General features: G+C 60.0%; 14 protein-coding genes. 2 read left to right on the top strand and 12 right to left on the bottom strand.

Annotated elements, in window-relative coordinates; genetic code table 11:
- Positions 1-23 precede the first annotated feature (23 nt).
- From CK911_RS18620 to CK911_RS18600, 5 genes are read right to left on the bottom strand one after another with little or no spacing between them, the layout of a single operon-like run.
- On the bottom strand, positions 24-1031 hold the full coding sequence (locus tag CK911_RS18620) for an ABC transporter ATP-binding protein (RefSeq protein WP_098971801.1): 1008 nt from the start codon (positions 1029-1031) through the stop codon (positions 24-26).
- Positions 1032-1037: 6 nt separating this feature from the next.
- Positions 1038-1814 (bottom strand): ABC transporter permease, encoded by a 777-nt coding sequence (locus CK911_RS18615; RefSeq protein WP_042655595.1) that lies wholly within the window; start codon positions 1812-1814, stop codon positions 1038-1040.
- Positions 1807-2706, bottom strand: a complete 900-nt coding sequence (locus tag CK911_RS18610) for an ABC transporter permease subunit (protein ID WP_098971799.1) — start codon at positions 2704-2706, stop codon at positions 1807-1809. Before CK911_RS18610 ends, CK911_RS18615 begins: the two co-directional genes overlap by 8 nt.
- On the bottom strand, positions 2706-3539 hold the full coding sequence (locus CK911_RS18605) for an alkaline phosphatase family protein (RefSeq protein WP_098971797.1): 834 nt from the start codon (positions 3537-3539) through the stop codon (positions 2706-2708). The genes CK911_RS18610 and CK911_RS18605 overlap by 1 nt, the downstream gene beginning before the upstream one ends.
- Positions 3540-3548: 9 nt before the next feature.
- A complete protein-coding gene (locus CK911_RS18600; RefSeq protein WP_098971795.1) occupies positions 3549-4595 on the bottom strand; it encodes an ABC transporter substrate-binding protein in 1047 nt (348 codons plus the stop codon).
- Between the two features lie 219 nt (positions 4596-4814).
- On the opposite strand from CK911_RS18600, the gene CK911_RS18595 reads away from it, so the two are divergent.
- Positions 4815-5624, top strand: coding sequence for a UTRA domain-containing protein (locus CK911_RS18595; protein WP_172954057.1), 810 nt, complete (start codon positions 4815-4817; stop codon positions 5622-5624).
- A gap of 34 nt (positions 5625-5658) precedes the next feature.
- Here the strand turns inward: CK911_RS18595 and CK911_RS18590 are convergent, their stop codons facing one another.
- Positions 5659-6423: a helix-turn-helix transcriptional regulator gene (locus CK911_RS18590; RefSeq protein WP_098971793.1), complete on the bottom strand. Its 765-nt coding sequence runs from the start codon at positions 6421-6423 to the stop codon at positions 5659-5661.
- Positions 6424-7688: 1265 nt separating this feature from the next.
- Between CK911_RS18590 and CK911_RS18585 the strand changes: the two genes are divergently transcribed.
- Positions 7689-8315, top strand: coding sequence for a porin family protein (locus CK911_RS18585; RefSeq protein WP_098971791.1), 627 nt, complete (start codon positions 7689-7691; stop codon positions 8313-8315).
- Between the two features lie 87 nt (positions 8316-8402).
- On the opposite strand, the gene CK911_RS18580 is transcribed toward CK911_RS18585, so the two are convergent.
- The 6 genes from CK911_RS18580 to recC all read right to left on the bottom strand — a co-directional run bounded on the left by CK911_RS18580 (position 8403) and on the right by recC (position 20785).
- Entirely contained in the window at positions 8403-9401 is a 999-nt protein-coding gene (locus tag CK911_RS18580; RefSeq protein WP_098971789.1) for a sensor domain-containing diguanylate cyclase, read from the bottom strand.
- A gap of 266 nt (positions 9402-9667) precedes the next feature.
- A complete protein-coding gene (locus CK911_RS18575) occupies positions 9668-10147 on the bottom strand; it encodes a GNAT family N-acetyltransferase (protein ID WP_098971787.1) in 480 nt (159 codons plus the stop codon).
- A gap of 356 nt (positions 10148-10503) precedes the next feature.
- Positions 10504-11619 carry a DUF4238 domain-containing protein gene (locus CK911_RS18570; protein WP_098971785.1) on the bottom strand — a complete coding sequence of 372 codons (1116 nt, stop codon included), beginning with the start codon at positions 11617-11619 and terminating at the stop codon, positions 10504-10506.
- A 105-nt stretch (positions 11620-11724) separates the two neighbouring features.
- On the bottom strand, positions 11725-13803 hold the full coding sequence (gene recD / locus CK911_RS18565; RefSeq protein WP_098971783.1) for an exodeoxyribonuclease V subunit alpha: 2079 nt from the start codon (positions 13801-13803) through the stop codon (positions 11725-11727).
- Positions 13800-17408, bottom strand: coding sequence for an exodeoxyribonuclease V subunit beta (gene recB / locus CK911_RS18560; protein ID WP_098971781.1), 3609 nt, complete (start codon positions 17406-17408; stop codon positions 13800-13802). The genes recD and recB overlap by 4 nt, the downstream gene beginning before the upstream one ends.
- Entirely contained in the window at positions 17408-20785 is a 3378-nt protein-coding gene (recC, locus tag CK911_RS18555; RefSeq protein WP_098971779.1) for an exodeoxyribonuclease V subunit gamma, read from the bottom strand. Before recC ends, recB begins: the two co-directional genes overlap by 1 nt.
- Between the last annotated feature and the right edge of the window lie 191 nt (positions 20786-20976).

Below are 20976 nucleotides of genomic sequence, written 5' to 3'. Positions count from 1 at the left end.
GAAAATGGAAATGAAATGCGGTGTCATGCTACCTCACAGAGTTGATCCCGGGCCACCGCCAGGGTCACGGCACTGCCGGTGGCCAGCAGATCGCCAGCCGAACGGTTGAGGCAATCCACCGTCAACAGCCCTGCCTCGCACTCCACCTGATAACGGATCACGTTGCCAAGCAGCTGTTGCTGGCGAATGATGCCGGGCAGGCTGGGATCGCTGCTGGTCGCCCCTGCGGGCAGCAGGGTGATGGATTCTGGCCGCAGCGCCAGCTTGCCCTGAAAACGGGGGCCGAACAGCGACTTGCCCTGCTCTGCGCCAAGCAGGTTGTAGTTGCCGATAAAGCTCGCCACAAACTCGCTGGCGGGGCGGGTGTAGATCTGCTCCGGCGTACCGCTCTGGACGATGGATCCCTTGTTCATCAGGAAGATCCGATCCGACATGGTGAGCGCCTCCTCCTGATCGTGGGTCACGAAGATAGTGGTAAGTTCGAGCCGCTGCTGGATCTCGCGGATCTGCTGGCGCAGGCTGCGGCGGATGCGGGCATCCAGCGCCGAGAGCGGCTCGTCCAGCAACAGGATCCTTGGCCGTACCACCAGGGCGCGCGCCAGTGCCACCCGCTGGCGCTGACCGCCGGAGAGCTCACCCGGATAGCGGCGCTCGAAGCCGGTCAGCTCCACCAGCTCCAGCGCCTCTTTCACACTGGCTGCCAGCTCGCGCCCCGGCTGGGGTTTCATCTTGAGGCCGAAGGCGACGTTGTCCCACACCGTCATATTGGGGAACAGCGCATAGCTCTGGAACACCATGCCGATGCCCCGCTTCTGGGGCGCCTGCCAGGTGATGTCCTCACCGGCCACCCGCACCTGACCGCCATCCACCGGGGTAAGCCCGGCCAGCGCCCGCAGCAGGGTCGATTTGCCGCAGCCGGAGGGGCCGAGCAGGGTCACCAACTCCCCCTTGCGGATGCCGAATTCGATCCCCTCGAACACCGGGGTCTCGCCATAGGATTTGTGCAACTGATTGACTTCTAAATGAAACATCTTGGATCACCGATGAAATCTGTTGGCTGCCCAGGTGAGCAGCAGGGTCAGCAGGAAGTAGCTCATCACCAGCGCACTGGTGAAGTGGCCCGAGGTGGCGCGCATGTTGTAGAGGTAGACCTGCAGGGTCTCGTAGCGGGTGCCCACCAGCATGTTGGCAAACACGAACTCACCGAGCAGGAAGGAGAGGGAGAGAAACAGCGCCGCCAGCAGCCCCTTGCGCAGGCAAGGGATCACCACCAGCAGAAAGGCGCGCCGACTACTTGCCCCCAGCAGATGGGCGGCATCCATCAGATCCTTGAGCGGCACCCCTTGCAGGCTGTTGGCCAGCGCCCGGTACATAAAGGGGAGCACCACGGTGAACCAGGTGCCGATCAGGATCCACGGCGTGCCGATAATCGGCAGCGGGCCGTCGGCGTAGATCTGCAGCAGCCCCACCGAGGAGACCACCGGCGGCACCGCAAAGGGGAGCAGGATCAGCAGGTTCATCCAGGGATCCAGCTTGGGGAAGTAGTAGGCCACCACCAGCACGGTCGGCACCAGCACCAGGGTCCCCAGCAGCAGGGTGGCGAAGCAGACCAAGAGGCTTCGGCCAAACGCCGCCAGAAAGCGCGGGTCGCCCCACAGCTTGAGATACCAGTCAAGGGTGAAGCCATCCGGCAGCAGGGTCGCCCCCCAGCGGGTGGATATGGAGTAGAGAAACGTGGCCAGCAGCGGCAGCAACAGGGTGGCGACCAGCCCACCCAACACCCACTTGGGCCAGCGCGGCGTCAAATCATGCATGGGATTGCCCCCTGTTCACATAGCTCTTTTTCAGCAGCCACTGGTTGGCGGCCGTCACCACCCCCAGCAGCACCATCAGGATCACCGCCAGCGCCGCCGCCATATTGGGCTCGAGGAAGATGTCGCCGGAGACCAGACTGGCCACCCGGATGGTCACCAGATTGAAGTTGCCGGTAGTGAGGGCGTAGGCGGAGGCATAGGCCCCCACAGCATTGGCAAACAGGATGATCAGGGTGCCGAGCAGGGCAGGTGTGAGCACCGGCAGCGCCACGTGCCACACATACTGACGCTTGCTCGCGCCCAGCAGCGCCGCAGCCTGCGGCCACTCATCCTGCAAGGCATCGAACGCCGGATAGAGCAGCAGCAGGGCGAGCGGGATCTGGAAATAGGTGTAGATAAGGATCAGGCCCGACCCCGAGTAGAGGTTGAAGCCGTCGATCAATCCCCAGGATTTCAGCAGCAGGGTCACTGCGCCGTTGATACCGAGAATGATGATGAAAGCGAACGCCAGCGGCACCCCGCTGAAGTTGCCGGTCATGGTGACAAAGGCCAGCAGCAGCCGCTTGACCCGCTCGCCGCTGTGACGCAGCGCCGCCGCACCAAGGGTGCCGATGGCAAGCCCCGCCAGACTGGCGATACCGGCGATGCGCAACGAGTTGGCGAACGATTGCAGATAGAAGGGGGAGCTCAAAATCTCCCGGTAGTAGTCGAGGCCCCAGCCATCGGGGGTCTGAAAGCTGCCCACCAGCACCCACACCATGGGGGCGAGCTGGAACAGGATCATCAACAGGACAAACGGCAGCAGCACCAGCGCGGGCAGCCAGTGGCGGCTAGCCTTGCGCCGGGTGGCCACGGGTTGATCCAGCAGGATCTCGGTGGTTGCAGGCATCATCAGTGCACCTCGCGCATAAAGGCCGCCTTGAGCAGCGGGGGGGCTGCCGGCTTGTCGTGGGGGATGCCCAGCAGATCCGCCATCAGGGCGCAGAGCTGGGTCTGGGCGATCACCACCCCATCCGGCCAGTGCTCGATAAAGGCATCGCCAAACAACCAGAGCGGCACAGTGCGCTCTTCGGGCAGAGTGCCGCCGTGGCTCAAGTCGTTGTTCATGCCGTGATCCGAGGTGATCACCACCTGATACCCCTCCGCCAGCCACTGGGGCAGCAGATCGGCCAGCAGGCTGTCCATCCGGCGCGCCTGATTGCGGTACTGGCGCGAATCGAGGCCAAACTTGTGGCCGGCGTCATCCACCCCCATCGGGTGGATCAGCAGAAAATCGGGATCGTACTGGCTGCGCAGCCACTCGCCATCCATCAGCAGATGGCTGTCGGGGTAGTTGTCATCCCAGTAGAAGCAGCCGTGCTGGATAGGCAGTTGCTCGTCGTGAGTAAAGCGATCACGGGCAGCCAGCCAGGGGCTGCGGTTGTAGAGTTCGCTCACCCAGTAATAGGCCGCCGCTGCGGTGCGTTTGCCCGCGGCGCGGGCCAGATGGAAGATGGCTTCGTGCTGGCTCAAGCGGCTCACCCCGTTGTGGGTGATGCCGCTCGCCACCGGCGGCACGCCGGTCAGGATGCACTCGTAGAGGGGTCGGGAGAGAGACGGTAGGGCACAGCTCAGGGTCGTATGCAGGCCGCGCCCCGCCTCCACCATGCCACCGAGGTAGCCCATGGTGTGGGCTACCTCGGCTGCCAGACCATCCACAAGTACCACTATCACCTTGTGTTGCACTGGATTTCCTTACTGCATGTTGATCATGACGGTTTCTTGCCACTGACGCGGCAGGGCTTTGGAGCTCTGCTCCCAGGCGGCATGGTCGCTGACCGGCTTGGCATTGGCATACTGCTCGGCCGGCAGCAGCTTGGCCTTGACGTCATCCGGCAGGGTCACGTTGCTGCGGATGGGGCGGGCGTAGCCACGGGCCAGGTTGATTTGACCGGCATCGGAGAGGATGTATTCCCGCGCCAGCTTGGCGGCGTTGGGGTTCTTGGCCCACTTGTTGATGATGGTGGTGTAACCGGCGATGACGGAGCCGTCGCTCGGGATCACCACCTCAAACTTCTTGGGGTCGATCTGGTCGCGGTAGTTCAGCGCGTTGAAGTCCCACAGCACCCCCACTTCCACCTCGCCCTTCTCGATGTTGGCGATGGTCGGGTCATTCAGCGACAGACGACCCTGCTTGGCCAGCTGGCCGAACAGATCCAGTGCAGGCTTGAGGTTCTTCTCGCTGCCGCCGGTGGCATAAGCTGCCGCCAGCACGCCGTTGTTGGCCTGAGAAGCTACGCCCACATCACCCAGGGTCACCTTGTAGTCGCCACCCAGCAGGGATTGCCAGCTGGTGGGGGCGGCCTTGACCAGATCTTTGTTTATCAGGAAGGCGATGGTGCCGGTATAGGCCAGCATCCAGTGACCGTCGGCATCCTTGGCCCAGTTTGGAATGTCGGCCCAGCTGGAAGGTTTGTATGGCTGGGTAACCCCCTGCTTGACCGCCACCGGACCGAAGGCGCCACCCACGTCACCGATATCGGCGGTGGCATTGGCCTTCTCGGCGGCGAACTTGGCGATCTCCTGCGCCGAGCTCATGTCGGTATCCTGATGCTTGATGCCGTAGATGCTGCCCAGCTGCTGCCAGGTATCCTTCCAGTTGGCCCAGCTGTCGGGCATGCCGATACTGCTGAGTTGCCCTTCGCCACGGGCGGCCTTCTCAAGATCCGCAATATTCTCGGCGGCAAAAAGTGGTTGGCTGATGGCCACCAGGGCCAGTGCACTTGCGATCACGCTTTTCATCATCCCATCCCTCTGGACTAGGTCAGTTAAGGTTCGAGAGGGATGCTAGAGGGGAAATATGACGGTGGCGGGGCGCTTTGATGGCAGTTTGATGACAATCACCCTGTCACGCCGCTGTCATCCAGCGCGGTTACAACTCTGAACCCGAGTGAGGCTGGACTACTCCAACGAGGGATTGGCCAGCCATCCGCCTTCTGAATAAGCAACAGGGATAAGAGTGTGACCGAGCCGAGATTGAGCGAGCAGATACTGAACGAACCGAGCATGGCCGATGGCCGCTCCTCCTCCAAGTGCGAACAGATTTGCCAGACCCTGCGCCGCTATATCGGCAGCGGCCAATTGGGGGCCGGGCAGCAGTTGCCCGCCGAACGGGCCCTGAGCGAGCGCTTCGCCACCACCCGCATCACCATCAAGGAGGCACTCTCCAGCCTCGAAGCGGATGGCCTTATCTACCGGGCCGAGCGGCGCGGCTGGTTCGTGGCGCCGCCCCGGCTCACCTACGATCCCGCCATCCACACCCACTTTCACCAGTGGATCGGCGAACAGCAACGCACCGCCGAAACCCGGGTGCTGGCCCACGGCAGCGAACTTGCCAGCAGCGAACTGTGCCGCTGGATGGGACTGGATCCTTTTACACCGCTCTACGAGATCCGCCGCCAGCGGCTGATCGATGGCCGCCCGGTGCTGCACGTCAGCCATCACCTGCTGGCCAGCCGCTTTCCCGATATCGCCAGTGCACCGCTGGCGAGCTCCCTCACCGAGCTCTATCAGCAGCGCTATGGCATAGGCCAGGGTGGTGCCAGCCTCGAGATCACCCCCTCGGCGGCGCGAGGCGCCATCGCCCGCGCCCTCAATCTGGCGGAGGGGAGCGCCGTGCTGCGGCTGGTGCGGGTCAACTACGATGAGCGGGGCGGTCTGGTGGATTGCGATATTGAACACTGGCGACCGGATGCCATCCGTATCTGTCTCGATACACGGGCGCTGCAACCGATGGCAGCAAGATGGTCTGACTTGCCGATATCGAGCTAACCAAGGCAGGCGGATCCCGCAGGATCCGCCGGGATCAGTTGTCGATATTAGGGATCATGTCGTCGAAGCTCTGGTAGCCGCAGTCGGCCAGTTGCAGCGACATGGTGTAGGTCTTGGCATGCTCCCGCTGGCCGATGGCGGGGCGGTTGAGCTTGAGCTCCTGATGCCAGTACTCCTTCATCCGGTCGATCAGCGCCATTGCCTCCCCCTCGTTGAGGTGCAGCTGACAGAGCGCCATATAGTTGTTCGACTTGTGCATGTTCTCCACCAGATACTCCCCCAGCACCGACATCGCTTGGCGCGCCTGCTGGCGGGCGAAACGGCTGTGCTGCTCGAAGCTGATCCGCTCGCTGATCAGGAAGTGGTAACTGTTGTCGATACCGAGCTGCAAAATGCCGAGCTTCTCCAGCTTGCGCAGATAGAGGTAGCAGGAGGCATCGGTCAGGCCGTACTCCCGCTTGAGATCGATCAGCGTCTTGTCGCGCCAGAAGATATTGGCGAGAAAGGCGTAGAGCCCCGGCTCGTTGTGAAACGCCTCGTCCTGCTCCTGAGTGAAGACGGCGCGGCGGCTCTGGGCGTCCTGAGTGCGATCCAGCAACTCCTCGAACGAGAGCCCCACCAGATGGCAGATCTCCAGCAGAGTATCGAACGGCAGCGAGGGCTTGTTCATCATCCGTTTCACGGTCGCGATGGAGACGCCCATCGCCTCCGCCAGCGTCTGATAGCGGATCCCCTTGTCGGTCAGGGTCTTCTTCAGGGTGTCGAGAATATTGTTGGCCAGGGTCTGGCTGTAAGTCATGCCACTATTCCTTGTTATCGCACTTTCATTGCATGGTTATGCCGAGTCAGCTTCTGACCTGTTTTTACCTTCAAGGCTCAGATATTGACACCGAAAAAATACCCCAGAGAAAAAACCGCTTAGAACGCACATCAGGACAGACCAGTTAAGCAGCGAGGTCGCAAAATCTGACACCAGACAGTGCATATCTTTCAACCCGCAAACATTTTGCTAGTGCTGCATAGAACATCGCGCATAATCGAAACGTATCGAATTCAAGACCCTTCCTAGTTGAGAAATCGATTGTTTGCTTCCAAATTTTTGTTTTTAAACCGCAAGGTTTTTTCTCTTTCCTGGCATTGGGCGGCGCTGATAGCACCGCCTTTTTCTTTTCCCTGAATTCGCGGGTCAGGTCAAGAGCCCCGGCAAGGGAAGTGTCACCGGCCACACGCAGCCCACCGATGAACCAGCCACAACGACCTCTCTGGCAAGGTATCCTAAACGGCCATCAATACCCTTTTATTGGCATCCAATATATTTAAAGCGGGGCATAACAAATCTTTATTTAATATAAAAACCAATATCAACCCTTCTTTTAAAATACCAAAAAATCATTTTTAAATAGTTGATATAAATATTCCAATAAAATTAATCACCCAGCTCTACCAATATCTGCTCATCACACCCCGCACCCACCCCAACAAGTGCAGCCAGGTGAAGAGAAAAGAAACCCATAAGAGCGCATCTGATGGCAACATCAACACCTGCCAAAACAGCCTCAAAAGACCACCAAAAATCACAATGGGAACAATCCCAAACCACGAAAAGAGCAAAAAACAGGCAAAAAGATAGATTTTTTTCTCACCGTTTCATCTTGTGGCGTGCTCAAAAAACAACCGCAAAGAGACTCGCGCCTATGAATGGCATCTGAGATGCCCATCTTTGGTCTCCTAGACATACCTCCGCTCTAAGATAAAACTATACCGATAAAAATCAATCACATAGACTCTAAATTGAACACGCCGACAGCCATTCAACTCGCCACTTAATTATTTCAAGCTCAATAAAGCTAAAACTCTAATAACGCCATTTATTAAACAAAATAGCCCTGCTTGCAGCCAGCGTTATTTAGATTCATGGAGAGATCACACTCTTGTTATTCAGAAATTCGCTGACTATACTGCGGCCCCTCTGTGGAAACAGAGATGTGACGGAAATATAAAAAGCTTCATGGATTGAGCAATATAAATCACACACAGTTCACGCAACATAAGGTTTATTTATCCATGAACAAGTTTAATAAAATTGCCGCTTTCTCTCTGCTTGCCCTGACCATGAATGGCGGCGCCCATGCCGAAGGCTGGTACGCAGGTCTGGATCTGACCACCTCCAAGATGGATCTCGACGGTGCTGCCCAGCGCGTCTATGACGCCAAAGTGATCGACGACCAGCTAGACGGCGGCAGCCTGATCGTCGGCTACGATCTCAACCACTGGTTGGCCATCGAAGGGGGCCTGCACGCCCAACAGATGGATCAGCTGACCTGGGTTACCTCCCAGGGTGCGACCGGCTTTGCCGACACCACCATCGAAACTCGCAGCATCAGCCTAGCCGCCAAGCTGAGCCAGCCGCTGGCTTGGGGCTTCAGCGCCTATGCCAAACCGGGTATCGCCTACACTCGCACCGAAGTGGAATTTGTCGGCAACGCCACCATCCTCGGTATCAGCGGTCAGTTAACTGGCAACGAAACCAAGAGCAAGGTACACCCCAATCTGGAAGTAGGTCTGGACTACGCCTTCAACGACCACTTCTCTGCCGGTATCGGTTACGAGCGCCAGTTCAACGCCCTGAGCCTGGGTGACGAGCACTACTCTCTGGATACCTTCAAGCTGGGCCTGCGCTACCACTTCTAAGTCGCACCGCGTCAGTAACAATGCAAAAGGGCCGCAGGATCTTATCCTGCGGCCCTTTTTACTGGCGAGTTACTGGCGAGAGCGCCGTTAGCAGATCTGATTCTTGCCCAGCTGCTTGGCCTGATAGAGCGCCCGATCGGCACGCACCATCAAACTCTCCTTCTGCTCATCCCGCTGATACTCCGCCAGCCCGAAGCTCATGGTAGTGAGACCGTAGGGGCAGATGGGCTCGCTCACCATCCATGCTTGAAGCTTGCTCGCCACCACCAGCGCATCCTCACGGCCGGTGTTGGGCAACAGCACCATAAACTCGTCGCCGCCCCAGCGGGCCAGCAGATCGATCTCGCGGATATGGCTACGCACCCGCGCCACTGCATTGATCAGGGTCTGATCCCCGATGTGATGCCCATAGCTGTCATTGATCTGCTTGAAGTTGTCCACATCCATAGCGATCACCGTAAAGGGCTGATGAAAACGGCGGGCCCGTTCGCACTCCAGCTGCAACGCCCGCTCCAGCCGATAGCGGCTGGCGGCGCCGGTCAGAGCATCGGTCTCCGCCAGCTGGCGATTCTCCTCCGCCTTCTGTTGCAGCGCCTCATTCAGCCGCACCAGCTCGGCGGTACGCTCAGCCACCAGCTGCGCCAGCGAATGATTGCGCAGCTCCAGCTGATCCAGCAGCAACTTGCTGGCGTGGATATTGTGATGAGCGCCGATCATGCGCGCCACAGAACCATCGGGGTTGCGCTCTATGATCCGACCGCAATCTTCAATCCAGATATAACTGCCATCCCGGCAGCGGCAACGATACTCGGCGCGATATTCAGGAATATTGCCGCTCAGACAGAGATCAAAATTCGCCATCACAGCGGCCAGATCATCGGGGTGGATCACCTGCTCCCAGGTAAAGACGGTATTGCCAAGGGTGTGAGCCTCATAGCCCAGCATCCGATACCAGCCGGAATTGCGATAGACGAAACCGGTATTGGCATTCCAGTCCCAGATGCCATCGCTGATCACCTCCAGAATGCCGTGCACCACGGCCTCGCTGACATCAGAGATCCTGACCCTGTCACTGTCCTGCACCATAGCGGTTACCCTTATTCTTCTGCCCCGCGCCACCACGGGGAATCGCTGTTTTGTCGTGAGGCGCTACCTTGGCATATCGCCATAAATCTGTCAGCCAGAACCCCACCGCACCACCGTTTCCCCGGTTATCGGCCACTCACGACACAGGCTGAACCAAGGGAGCCATAAGTGTGGTTCAAGTGCGCCCCATTTACCGGATTTAACTCACAATTCAGTCATTTGGGGGATGGGATAGATGAGGGGATCCCCAGAGGCACCCACAGAGGTCAATCGGCCAGAGTCAGCCGATAAAAATCCGTCTCCTGATGTTTCGGATTGGGGCGCAGAAATACCCAGCCAGATCGCCGGTAATGGTTCAACGCCCGCACATTGGTACGACTCACGGAGAGAATCGCCCATTTACAGCCCGCCCCCAGCAACTGCTGGCGGATATAGGCCTGCAACCCGGCGGCCAGACCGCGGCCACGATATTCGGGGAACAGATAGATCAGCTGCACATAGCCGGTCTCGGGTTCATCGGAAAAGCTGCGAAATTCCAGCTGCCCCACCAGTTGTTCACCCGCCCAGACATGGAGGTAGTGCCATTGCGCCTTCCCCAGCCTTTCGCGGATCCGCTCCCGATAGCCGTCGATAAAGTCGGCAAAACCGTCATGGGTATGAAAGCTGCAAAAATAGGCATCCCTGCGCGCCTGCACACAGAGCTCGTAATCCCGATCCAGATCGATGGTGTTAAATTCAAGTCTCAAGCAATGACATCCTGTCGTGTGTGGATTGGATGTAGGGTGTAATAAGCGCAGCGCATTACACCTTGTGGCAGATAAATAGCAGCGGTGCAATTCACTTCGTTCTTTGCACCCTACCCACCCTCACCCGGCCCTCTCCCAAAGGGAGAGGGGATAAAGCAGCACCGGTAATATGATCGTCAGCCGTGTAGGTTCGATTAGCGAAGCGTAATCGGACTGCGGTAACGGTATTACCCCTTCCCCCCTTACGGGAGAAGGGCTGGTGATGAGGGGAAAGAGATTACGCGGTGAGTGTTTGGTTTCGCGACAAGAAATATTCAGGTAGTGCAAAAATTAATATAAAGCAGCAAGCATTGTTATTAATACTTCACGAGTACAAGCTCAGGATGCTCTGGTGTATAGTGACTATCATAATTATCACTTTGCAGCTTCAAATAACGTTCAATATCTTTTAACTCATAGGGTGTATACATTGTATTTGTTTGACATACACCTATCATGCTAACCCATCCAGTTATCCCATCGATATAATCATGAGAAACTTTAAATATGCGAATGTTTTCACTACTCTTGCATTTTAATTTCTTTGGTTCAACGCTAAATATATCAAGATATGAGTTGTAGTAACTATGCTGATGTAGAGAAAAGCCAATCGCTAAATTGTGAGCCAAAGGTAATAAATTGAAGTCGTTATCTGGATTGAGAATGATTACATTGGGGCTAATTGTGAAAACAGGTCTAGTTTCAGTACTATCAAAATCATAACCTGTATGATAAACCCCTGTGATATTTATTTTTGAAAAAATAGTCTTCCTGAAACTGTCCAGATGACCAAATAAAGTAGGCACATTATTGACCTCAGCCAACATAAACAAGAAAAACAATGCCTTACACTTATCAAAAGTTTCAGAGGCGGAATTAACAACTCTCAATGCCTTCCTGAAAATATCGTGAGTGAAATATGGCTTTACTTCGGGCGGCGGATTAAGTAGCTGTTCCTTTATTTCTTGAAAACCATTCGTCATCCTTTCCAATACTTGGTTCAAAACTTCGTCCTTGCCCTCCATTCTATTTTGTGGATTTAGAAGACCTAAGAACATCTGTATAATCATAAAGTTAACCATTTTTTCCAAATGGTTTCCTTCCTTGTTAACATTTAATAGTTTACTGAACTCATGCTCGTGGACAAGTTCATTAAAGATAATCGATGTGTCCTTTTCATAGTTTGAAAGTTCTTTTTCTATATCAAACTTTTCCCCAGTCTCACCGTCAATCAACATGAAGCAATCTTTTCTTATCGCAACTGAAGATATTGGCAATGGTATTTCCTTGATATCATTTTCATTATTCTCATTAGGATATACTGTATGGCACCAAACCCTTTGCTTATCTTTAGGCTGTAACGCTGTATCATCGCTGCGAAAATTTCTCAATACCCATTGGGATAGCATATGCTGATTCTTTGTGTATTTCATAATTCATAATCCAATATTTATAAAAGAAGAAACCTGTTAAATATTTACAATTTGGTTTGGTAAAAAATAAAACGGCGGCAACTCCCTTTACCGCCGTCCAATCAATCACTCCCCCAACCTCTCCGCCAATCCGGAATAACGCTCGGTCTTTTTCCGTACGGCTTGGGCCAGCAGGGCGCGATCGCCGTAGAGATCGAGCCGGGCCTTGGCGCGGGTGATGCCGGTATAGACCAGCTCGCGGGTCAACAGCGGGCTGGAGCTATCGGGCAGCACCAGCACGGTATGGGCGAACTCCGAACCCTGGGATTTGTGGATGGTCATGGCGTAGACCGTCTCATGGGGCGGCAAGCGGCTTGGCAGAAGGGCGCGCAGGGTGCCATCCGGCTGCTCAAACCAGACCTTGAGGCGGCCAGTTTCATCGGGCAGGCAGAGCCCCATATCGCCGTTGTAGAGGCCGACGCCGTGATCGTTGCGCACCACCATCACCGGGCGACCGGCATACCAGTCGCCATCGTGGGCAATCAGGCCAGCCCGTGACAGGGCCAGTTCGAGCCGCTCGTTTAGCCCCAGCACCCCGAACGGGCCGTCGCGCAAAGCGCAGAGGATCTGGAAGCTGTTAAATGCCTTGAACACGGCGGCGGGATCTTCCCCCGCGCGGGCTGCCTTCAGATAGCTGCCGTAACCGGCGACCCCCTGGGCAATCAGGGCATCGTAGGCCTCCCCGGCCCAGGGGTGCAGGCTGATATCGGCGAATCCTGCGCCCCAGACTGATTCCACCGCCGTGACATCGCCGCTGTTGCAGGCGCGCGCCAGCTGGCCGATGCCCGAATGCTGATCAAAGCGCCAGCTCTTGGCCAGCAAACAGAGGCTGTCGCGCACCGGGGCACCGGCGGGCGAGCCCTGCAAGCGGTAGCCGGTCTGGCGGGAGAGCCAATCCGCCTGCGCCGAGCTGATGCCCTGTTCGATAAAGCTGCAGATATCGCCGAGCACGGCCCCCGCCTCCACCGAGGCGAGCTGATCCTTGTCGCCGAGCAGGATCAGGCGGGCGTGGCTGGGCAGCGCATCAAGCAGGCGCGCCATCATCGGCAAATCGACCATGGAGGCCTCATCCACCACCAGCAAGTCGAGGTGCAGCGGGTTGCCCGCGTGGTGGCGGAACTGGCTGCGCCCCGGAATCACCCCGAGCAGCCGGTGCAAGGTGCCCGCTTCGGTGGGGATCGCCTCGACCCACTCGGGGGGCAGATCGAGGGCCTGCAGTGCGGAGCCGATACTCTCGGTCAGGCGCGCCGCCGCCTTGCCGGTGGGGGCCACCAGCCGGATCGCCGGGGCCTTGCCCGCTTGCAGGCCAGTCTCCACCAGAATGGCGAGCAGTTTGGCGACCGTGGTGGTCTTGCCGGTGCCGGGGCCACCGGAGATCACCGCGAAGGGGCGCGCCGCCGCCGTGGCCGCCGCCAGCTTCTGGCCGTTGCAGCAGAGCGCGTCGGGCACCAGCGCATCCAGCTTGCCAAGATCACTTGCCGCCTGGACGCTGGTCAGCAGCCCTTCGATGGCGGGCCAATCCACTTCGTTCGGGAACACCAGATCCAGATACTTCTCGATAAAGTGGCGGGCCGAGAAGTCGGGGGCTAGACGGGCTTTCAGCAGCGCCCCGAACACCAGCCCGTAGTCGCGGGCAAACAGCCGCGACAGGGCCGGGGCAATCTCCGGCCATTCGGCGCGCTCGCTCAGGGCGCGCAGATGGCGGGCTACTCCCTGCTCATGATCGTGGTAGCGAGTGAGGTAGAGCCGCCCGTGCCACAGCCGCAGCGGCCAGCGCGGGGCGTTGCCTTCATCCTGTTCCGTACCAACGAGCGGGCTGGCCGCAAACAGGGCGGGCCAGCGGGCAGGATCCGCCAGATCAGCCAACAGATCCCGGCTCTGCTGGGGATCCAGCCCGAACGGGCGCAGAGATGGCTTTTCGTTACCAGAATGCGCGAGCATCTCCAGCGGCAGGCAGACATGGCCGCGCCCCAGCTCGAAGCAGGTGAGCGCCGCCCCCAGCACCAGCTCGGGGCTGCCTCCCAGATCAGCCACCAGCTTGGCAAATTGCAGATCCAGCTGGCGGATACGGCCGGCCAGCGCCAGTGTTTTCAACCGTTCAACCATCATTGCGCTGGTCGCAGTGCTGATCATGGTGCCGCTCATGCCTCTACCTCGTTTAATTCTGTTGATGACACACCGCCAGAGCGATCACCGTTTCTAAACAACTCATCCAGCCCCAGCACCAGTTCACGGCTCGGGCGGGTATGGAAGATGCCCCCCTGCGGCATGCCACGCAGGAACAGATAGAAAACGCCGCCAAAGTGCTGCTCGAAGTCGTAGCCCGGCAGGCGCAGGGTGAGCAGCCGGTGCAGCGCCAGCGAGTAGAGCTGGTATTGCAGGTCGTAGCGATGCTCCGCCATCGCCCGCTCCAACGCAGGACGGCTGTAATCGGCGGGGCTCATGCCGAGATGGTTCGATTTGTAGTCGAGCAGATACCAGCGCCCCTGCCACTCGAACACCAGATCGATAAAGCCCTTGAGCATCCCCTGCACGGTGGCAAAGCTCAGCGGCTTGTTGCCCCGCGACAACGGGTCATGCTGCTGGCAGAGCGCGGTCAGCGCCGGTGCCGTCACCCGCCCCATGGGCAGGAAGAACTCCAGCTCCACCTGCTTGCGGTCGGCACTCAAGTCCCGCAGCCGCACCGGCTCGCCAAAGCCCGTTTCCAACGGGGTATCGAGCACCGCCTCCACCTGCTGTTGCAGCACTTGGGCCCAGCTTTCGTCGAAGCCATCCTGCGCCAGCAGGGTGGCGATATGCTCTGCCAGCGGCTCGCCAGCGGCACTCTGAAAGTCGATGGTCTCGAACAGGCTGTGCAGCAAGGTGCCGGGGCGTGCCCCTTTCGGGAAGGTGAAGATGGAGGGCTGGGGCGCCTCTTCCGGTTGCTCGGCAGCCAGCGTGGCCGCTTCGGTCACCACCTCGTCATCGAAGCCGGGATTGGCCAAGACACCCTTGCTGTGACCGTGCCCCTGCGCCGCCAGCCCGGAGTAGGAGCTGATCCACCAGTCCCGCTCAAGGGAACCGGTAAAGTGGCGCACCTGCGGCTCGCCCAGCTGCTCCTCCTCTGGCGGCAGCGGGGCCGGACGGGTGAGCGAGGGCTCACCGACGGCCACCCCGGGCAATGCCTGAGCCAGCTCGGTGAGAGCGGTCGCCAGCGTCTGCGCATCCCCCTCTTCGCCCTTTTGCAGCAGGTAGCCGATGGCGGTGTGGTGCAGGTCGGTCTTCTCCAACTTGCCCGCCCCCGCCCGCACCGGCGCCAGCCCGAGCCAGGTGGCGTAGACGCCCCGGGTCAGTGCCACATAGAGCAGCCGCAAATCTTCGGCAAGGCGCTCCCTGTCCGCTTCGGCGAGCGACGAGTCGGCGCCGGTCAGGTCGAGAATGGTGCGATTGCCCGCCTCATCCGCCTCGTGATAGAGCGGGGTCTCGGCGGTTCTGTGGCTGCAGATAAAGGGCAGGAACACCAGCGGGTACTCCAGCCCCTTGGATTTGTGGATGGTGACGATCTGCACCAATTTCCGCTCGGATTCGAGCCGTAGTACCTGCTCCGCATCCTGCCCGTTGGGGCGACTCACCGCCTCCCCCAGCCAGCGCAGCAGGGCGTACTCCCCGTCCAGCTCGCTGCTCACCTGTTGCAGCAGCTCGCCAAGATGGAGGAAGTTGGTCAGCCGCCGCTCGCCATAGGGGCTCGCCAGCAGGAAGGAGGCGAGATTGCGCCGGTGCAGCAGGGCCCGCAGCATGGCCAGCACGCCACGGCGATGCCAGATCTTGCGGTACTCCATAAACTCCTGCACCGCGCTCTCCCACGCCCGCTCGTCGCTGGCCAGCCCATCGAGCGCCTTGGCATCCAGATCAAACAGGCCGGTGGCGAGCGCCGCCCGCAGGCTGCGCTCTTCGCTCGGGTTCTGGCAGGCGTGCAGGATAAGCAAGATCTCCCGCGCCTCCGTCTGCTCCAGCACGCTCTCGCGGTTCGACAGATAAACGGAGGCGATGGCGAGCCGCGCCAGCTCCTGCTGCACCAGCTTGCCCTCGGCGCCGGTGCGTACCAGCACGGCGATATCCCCGGCCTTCACCGCCTTGTCGCCTATCAGCGCCTTGCCCTCGCGGGCCAGGGTCAGCAGGCGGTGGATCTCGGCGGCGGTGGCGCGGGCCATCTTGCTCTGGTAACCCCCCCGGTTGAAGGTGGGCTGGCCGGTCAGCTGCCAGCAGTGGAGCACAGGTGCAGTTGCGCCATCGAGCAGCAGCGCCTTGCTCTTACCCTGCGCCTCCACCGGCAGGAAGGGGATATCCGCTTCGTAGATAAAGGGATCTTTTGCCCGCTCGAACAGGCCGTTGACCGCCCCCACCAGCGCACTGCTGGAGCGCCAGTTGCGCCCGAGGGTGTAGTGGGCGCTCACATTTCGCCGCGCCTGAATGTAGGTAAAGATGTCGGCGCCGCGAAAGCCGTAGATGGCCTGCTTGGGGTCACCGATCATCAACAGCGCCGTATTCTGATGACCGCCGTAAAGCCGGTGGAAGATGCGGTACTGCTGGGGGTCGGTATCCTGAAATTCATCGATCATCGCCACCCGATAGGTGGTGCGAATACGATCGCAGAGCCGCTCGCCCAGGCTGGAGCCGAGCGCGCCATCGAGGTCTTTGAGCAGGTCATCGAACGAGAGCTGATGGGCTTGGCGCTTGCTCGCCTGCATCCGGCTGCGCACCACTTTGGCGGCCCGTTGCAGGATAAGATCCGTAATACCGGGACGGCTCGCCAACAGTTCATCGATTTGGCTGAACAGCGGCAGGGTCGGCACTGCGCCCCCCTTCTTGAGGTTCTCCTCCAGCACCGTCTGGCCGAAGCGCTCCAGCTCCTTGGGAATGGCGTAGCCACTGCTCTCTTCCTGTGCCCAATCGCCGATCTTGGCAAGCCACCCTTCGTAGTTCTTGCCGGTGTAGCGGCTTACTTGCCCATCCGTCTGGCGGCGGATCTCGTCCATCTGCGCCAGCCATTCGCCCTTCACCGCAGCAATGCGGGCCATAGCTGCCTGATGGCGAGCGGCAAGGGTTTCGTCCCCCAGCGCGGGGTGGATCTCCAGCTCGCTGTTGTCGAGCCAGCCGTTCATCTCCCGCAGCAGGGCGGCGGGGCTCGGCCAGAGCGCGCGCACCGAACTGGCGAGGGTTTTATCCACCGGATAGAACTCGGCACGCCAGTAGTCGCTCACCGCCTGCAGCCTGAGCTGGCTGTCGTCGGTGAGAAATTCGGTTTCAAAAAGGGCGCCCGACTCGAAGGCGTTCTGCTTGAGCATCCGCTGGCAGAAGCCGTGGATGGTAAAGACCGCCGCCTCGTCCATCTGCCGCTCGGCGGCCAGCAGGCGGCGGGCCGCCAGCTCATGATCCTCCACCTCTGCCAGCAGTTGGGCCAGCAGGGTGTCACTGCTGTGGCCGCGCATAAAGGCGAGCCGCGCCTCGTGGATGCGACCACGGATCCGCCCGCGCAGCTCGGCGGTGGCCGCTTCGGTAAAGGTCACCACCAGAATCTCGGTCACCGAGAGCGGCCGTTCGTGGGCGCTCGGCTGACCGGCATCGGCCCCCTCTTCAATGAGCGGGCCGTGGCCCAGCAGCAGGCGCAGGTAGAGACCGGCGATGGTGTAGGTCTTGCCGGTACCGGCAGAGGCTTCGATCAGTCGTTCACCATGGAGGGGAAAACGCAGGGTATTGAGCGGGTTAGCCATTATTTCAGCTCCTCCAGGGTCTTGAGCAGCGGGGTCAAATGTTCGCGGGCCAGCGCCTGCAACTGCCCCAGCACCTCGTCATCGAGTTCGGGGAAGCAGCGGGCGACGTAAACGTCCTGCCCTTCCCCATTGATCATCCAGCCGCCATTGAAACGGGTGAGGGCCGCCTTGTCGGCCGCCTCCGGCTTGTCCGGATCCTTCTCGATCGCCTTGAGCCAATCCCAGGCGGTGTTGGGGAAAAACGGCAGCGGCCGCTTCATCCCCTGCGCCCAGCACGCCACCAGCGCTGCCAGCTTGGGCCGCGCCTCGTCGGCAGCGAGCTTGGCTAACCGCAGGCTCTGTTTGGCATCGAACAGCAGGGTGTCGCCGGGGGCGTCACTCAGGGAGAGGCAGAGGTGCTGGATCCAGCCCAGCAGCAGATCCTTGCCGTTGAAGCTGCCGGGTTTGACCACCAGCAAGCGTCCCTTCTGGGTGTCGATCCACCCTTGCAGCTGGCCCTGAGTGAGGGAGATATCGATCTCCACCGCCTGCTTTTCTGACTCATTGGCAGCAACCCATGGCCGCAGCCGATCCGCCAGCTTGCCCATCTCGGCATCCAGATCGTCCAGCAGCAGGCTGCCGAACCACCCTTGCGGCAGCAGGCCGGTGAGCTGCAACCGTTCGCGACGCTCGGTACTATCTCCTTCCGCCAGATGGGCATCGAGCAGCAGATCTTTCAGCTGATAATGTTGCAGGCCGTCCAGCTCGAACGGCTCGCTATCCTCGATGTTGGCTTCGTTCAGCTCAAACCACACCTTGAGACGGCGGTTGAGGAAATATTTGGTGGGCTGGCGATAGAAGCGCAGCAGCTCCGCCAGCTCCAGCCCCTGCTCCTTGCCCCCCCCTCTGTTCCAATCTGGCGGCAGCGGCAGCTCGCCGCTCTGGAAGTTGGCCGCGCCGCGCTCTGGGTTAAGGGCGGGCAGCCAGTCGGCGGCATAGGTAAAGAGCCGCGAAACCGCCTCTGGGTAGAAGTAGTTGCGGCTGTAGGGGGTGAGCGGGTGCGCCACCATCAGGTGCTTGAGCAGCCGCTTGCCGGAGGTTTCGTCATCGAGGCTCTCATCCCCCGCCAGCACGAAGCCCTGCCGCACATAGTCGATCAGCTCCGCCAGCAGCACGGAGGGCACCTTGTCGCTGTTGTCCTGCGCGCTGAAGCCCTGATAGCTGATGTAGAGCCCCTGCTGGGCGCTGAGCAGTGCCTCGAGGAAGAGGTAGCGGTCATCATCACGGCGGGAGCGATCCCCGCGCCGCGACGCCACCGCCATCAGATCGAACCCCATGGGGGCCAGGGTGCGCGGGTAGACGCCGTCGTTCATGCCGAGCAGGCAGACCTGCTTGAAAGGGATGGAGCGCATCGGCATCAGGGTGCAGAAGTTGACCTGACCGGCGAGGAAGCGCTGGCTGGAGCGGGACTCCCCCAACACGCTGCCGAGGTAATCCTGCAACAGGGAGGCCGAGATGGGCTGCTCGAAGCGAGCCTCGCCGAGCCGGGTCTGCCACTCGACCAGCTGACTGCGAATAAGCTGAAGCTGACGCTCTTCATCTTCGTCGGCCAGATAGAAGCGCTCCAGCAGCGCCAGCAGGCAGGCGTTCCACTCGGCCAGCGGCTGCGCCTGTTGCAGCCGGGGCAAAAACTCGGCCAGCGAATCGACAAACCAGGCCAGCTTGCCGAGTGCCAGCCCCTGCTGACCCTCGATATCGGCATAGGGCAGGATGCCCGCCACCGGCTCGCCGTCGCCCATGGCAAAGCCGAGCAGCATGCGCCGCAGGCCGAACAGCCAGCTGTTGCCGGACATGGGCGGCAGATCGAAACGGACGGGATAGCCGTCGTCCAGCCCCCAGCGGATGCCGGTCTCTTGCACCCAGACCCGCAGCTGGTTGAACTCATCGTCATCCAGCTCGAAGCGACGCAGCACTGCGGGAACCTCGAGAATGGCGAGCAGCTCACCCGCCCCCAAGCGGGCGTTGGGCAGCCTGAGCAGGGCGAGGAAGCTTTGCAGCAGCGGGCTCTCCTGACTCGCCGCCCGATCCGATACCGCGAACGGGATCTGGCCCCGCGCGCCACTCTTTTCTTTACCAAACACGGCCTGAATATAGGGGCCGTAGCTGTTCACGTCCGGCATCATCACCACCACATCTTTCGGGGTGAGGGACGGGTCCTGCTCGAACAGCGCCAGCAGTCGGTCGTGCAGCACTTCAAGTTCCCGCATCGGGCCATGGCAGGCGTGGATCTGCAAGGATCCATCCGCCGGATCGATCGGGCTCTTGTGATGGCTGCTGTCGAGATCAAATTGCCCCTCGCCCCGTGAACCTAGCTCCAGCACATCCTTCTGGATGGCGCGCAGCAGGCTGACATTGCCCTTGGCGTCTACCTCGTCGATATCGACGAAAGCCTCGATTTGCGGCACCTCCAGCTCCATCAGCTGATGCAGATAGTCGCGCCCCAGCTTGCCCATGGAGGCGAGCAGCGGGTTGGCGGGGCCCTGCAACGTCTCGATATCGGTGCCGGGTTTGAGCTTGTTTTCGAGCCGAGCCAGGGTTTTGCGATCGAGCAGATCCCCCCAGTAGTAGCGGCAGGGGTTGGTGACGAACAGATGCACTTCCACCTCAGGCCGACTGCCGAGGGCCAGCAATGCCTCCACATAGCGCGGCGGCAACGCCGAGATGCCGAACACAAAGACCCGCTGCGGCAGCTTGCCCGGCAGATCCAAGGTGCGTTGCAGCTCGTGGATAAACTCCTCGTAGAGGTTGGCACGGTGGTAGCCGCTCGGGGAGAGCGCAAGGATGCGGGCCACCAGCTCGCGCCACAGCTCGGGCTGCCAATCCTGACCGCTCACCCCGGCCAGCTCCTGACTCAATCCTTCCCCCTCTTCCCAACGGGCGATCCAGTCCGGCCGGTAGACCAGATACTGGTCAAAGAGATCCGCTACCTTCTGGCAGAGCTGCCACAGCCTGACTTGCTCGGGATCCTTGGCAGGATCCTCCTCATCCCCGCCCAGATAGGCGGCGAGCGGGGCAAAGGCGGGCCTGCCCAGCAGGGCGGGCAGAATGGTCATCAGCTGCCAACTCATGGATCCCTTGTTGTAGGGGCTCTGGCGCGGCACATCCGCCAGCACCCGGGTGAACATCTCCCAGATAAAACTGGCGGGCAGCGGAAAGTCGATATTGGCGGCGATGCCGAAGGCTTTGGCCAGCTCCAGCTTGAGCCACTGGGCCATGCCCGGACTCTGCACCAGGATCTGCTCCCGATCGAAGGGGTGAGAGAGAGGGGCCTGCCGGATATGGTTGACCAGCAGCTCCTTGAGCAGATCCAGCTGATTAGAGTGGTAGAGGGTAAACATGGACGACTCCCGCCAATTCACAAGAGGGGATGAACGCCGGAAAAGAGGAGCCATTTCCGTCACTTCACAAGAGAGGGAATTGTCAGGGATCGGGGGGGAAGATGCAAAAGGCGCTTGCGGCCAGCGGCAGGCAAGAGGCGGAATCATGAGGGGCGCCGCAGATTTGGCTCTCTCTTTCTCACAGACAGAAA

It is taken from the genome of Aeromonas sp. CU5, from assembly GCF_002586745.1.
GTDB classification, from domain to species: Bacteria; Pseudomonadota; Gammaproteobacteria; order Enterobacterales; family Aeromonadaceae; genus Aeromonas; species Aeromonas sobria.
This window is presented reverse-complemented; position numbering and strand designations above follow the sequence as displayed.

Excerpts from the sequence above, each read along its gene's own strand:
- recD (WP_098971783.1), bottom strand. The coding sequence starts at position 13,803 with ATGAGCGGCACCATGATCAGCACTGCGACCAGCGCAATGATGGTTGAA.
- CK911_RS18615 (WP_042655595.1), bottom strand. The coding sequence starts at position 1,814 with ATGCATGATTTGACGCCGCGCTGGCCCAAGTGGGTGTTGGGTGGGCTG.
- CK911_RS18600 (WP_098971795.1), bottom strand. The coding sequence starts at position 4,595 with ATGAAAAGCGTGATCGCAAGTGCACTGGCCCTGGTGGCCATCAGCCAA.
- CK911_RS18590 (WP_098971793.1), bottom strand. The coding sequence starts at position 6,423 with ATGACTTACAGCCAGACCCTGGCCAACAATATTCTCGACACCCTGAAG.
- CK911_RS18580 (WP_098971789.1), bottom strand. The coding sequence starts at position 9,401 with ATGGTGCAGGACAGTGACAGGGTCAGGATCTCTGATGTCAGCGAGGCC.
- recB (WP_098971781.1), bottom strand. The coding sequence starts at position 17,408 with ATGGCTAACCCGCTCAATACCCTGCGTTTTCCCCTCCATGGTGAACGA.
- CK911_RS18585 (WP_098971791.1), top strand. The coding sequence starts at position 7,689 with ATGAACAAGTTTAATAAAATTGCCGCTTTCTCTCTGCTTGCCCTGACC.
- CK911_RS18570 (WP_098971785.1), bottom strand. The coding sequence starts at position 11,619 with ATGAAATACACAAAGAATCAGCATATGCTATCCCAATGGGTATTGAGA.
- CK911_RS18620 (WP_098971801.1), bottom strand. The coding sequence starts at position 1,031 with ATGTTTCATTTAGAAGTCAATCAGTTGCACAAATCCTATGGCGAGACC.
- recC (WP_098971779.1), bottom strand. The coding sequence starts at position 20,785 with ATGTTTACCCTCTACCACTCTAATCAGCTGGATCTGCTCAAGGAGCTG.
- CK911_RS18610 (WP_098971799.1), bottom strand. The coding sequence starts at position 2,706 with ATGATGCCTGCAACCACCGAGATCCTGCTGGATCAACCCGTGGCCACC.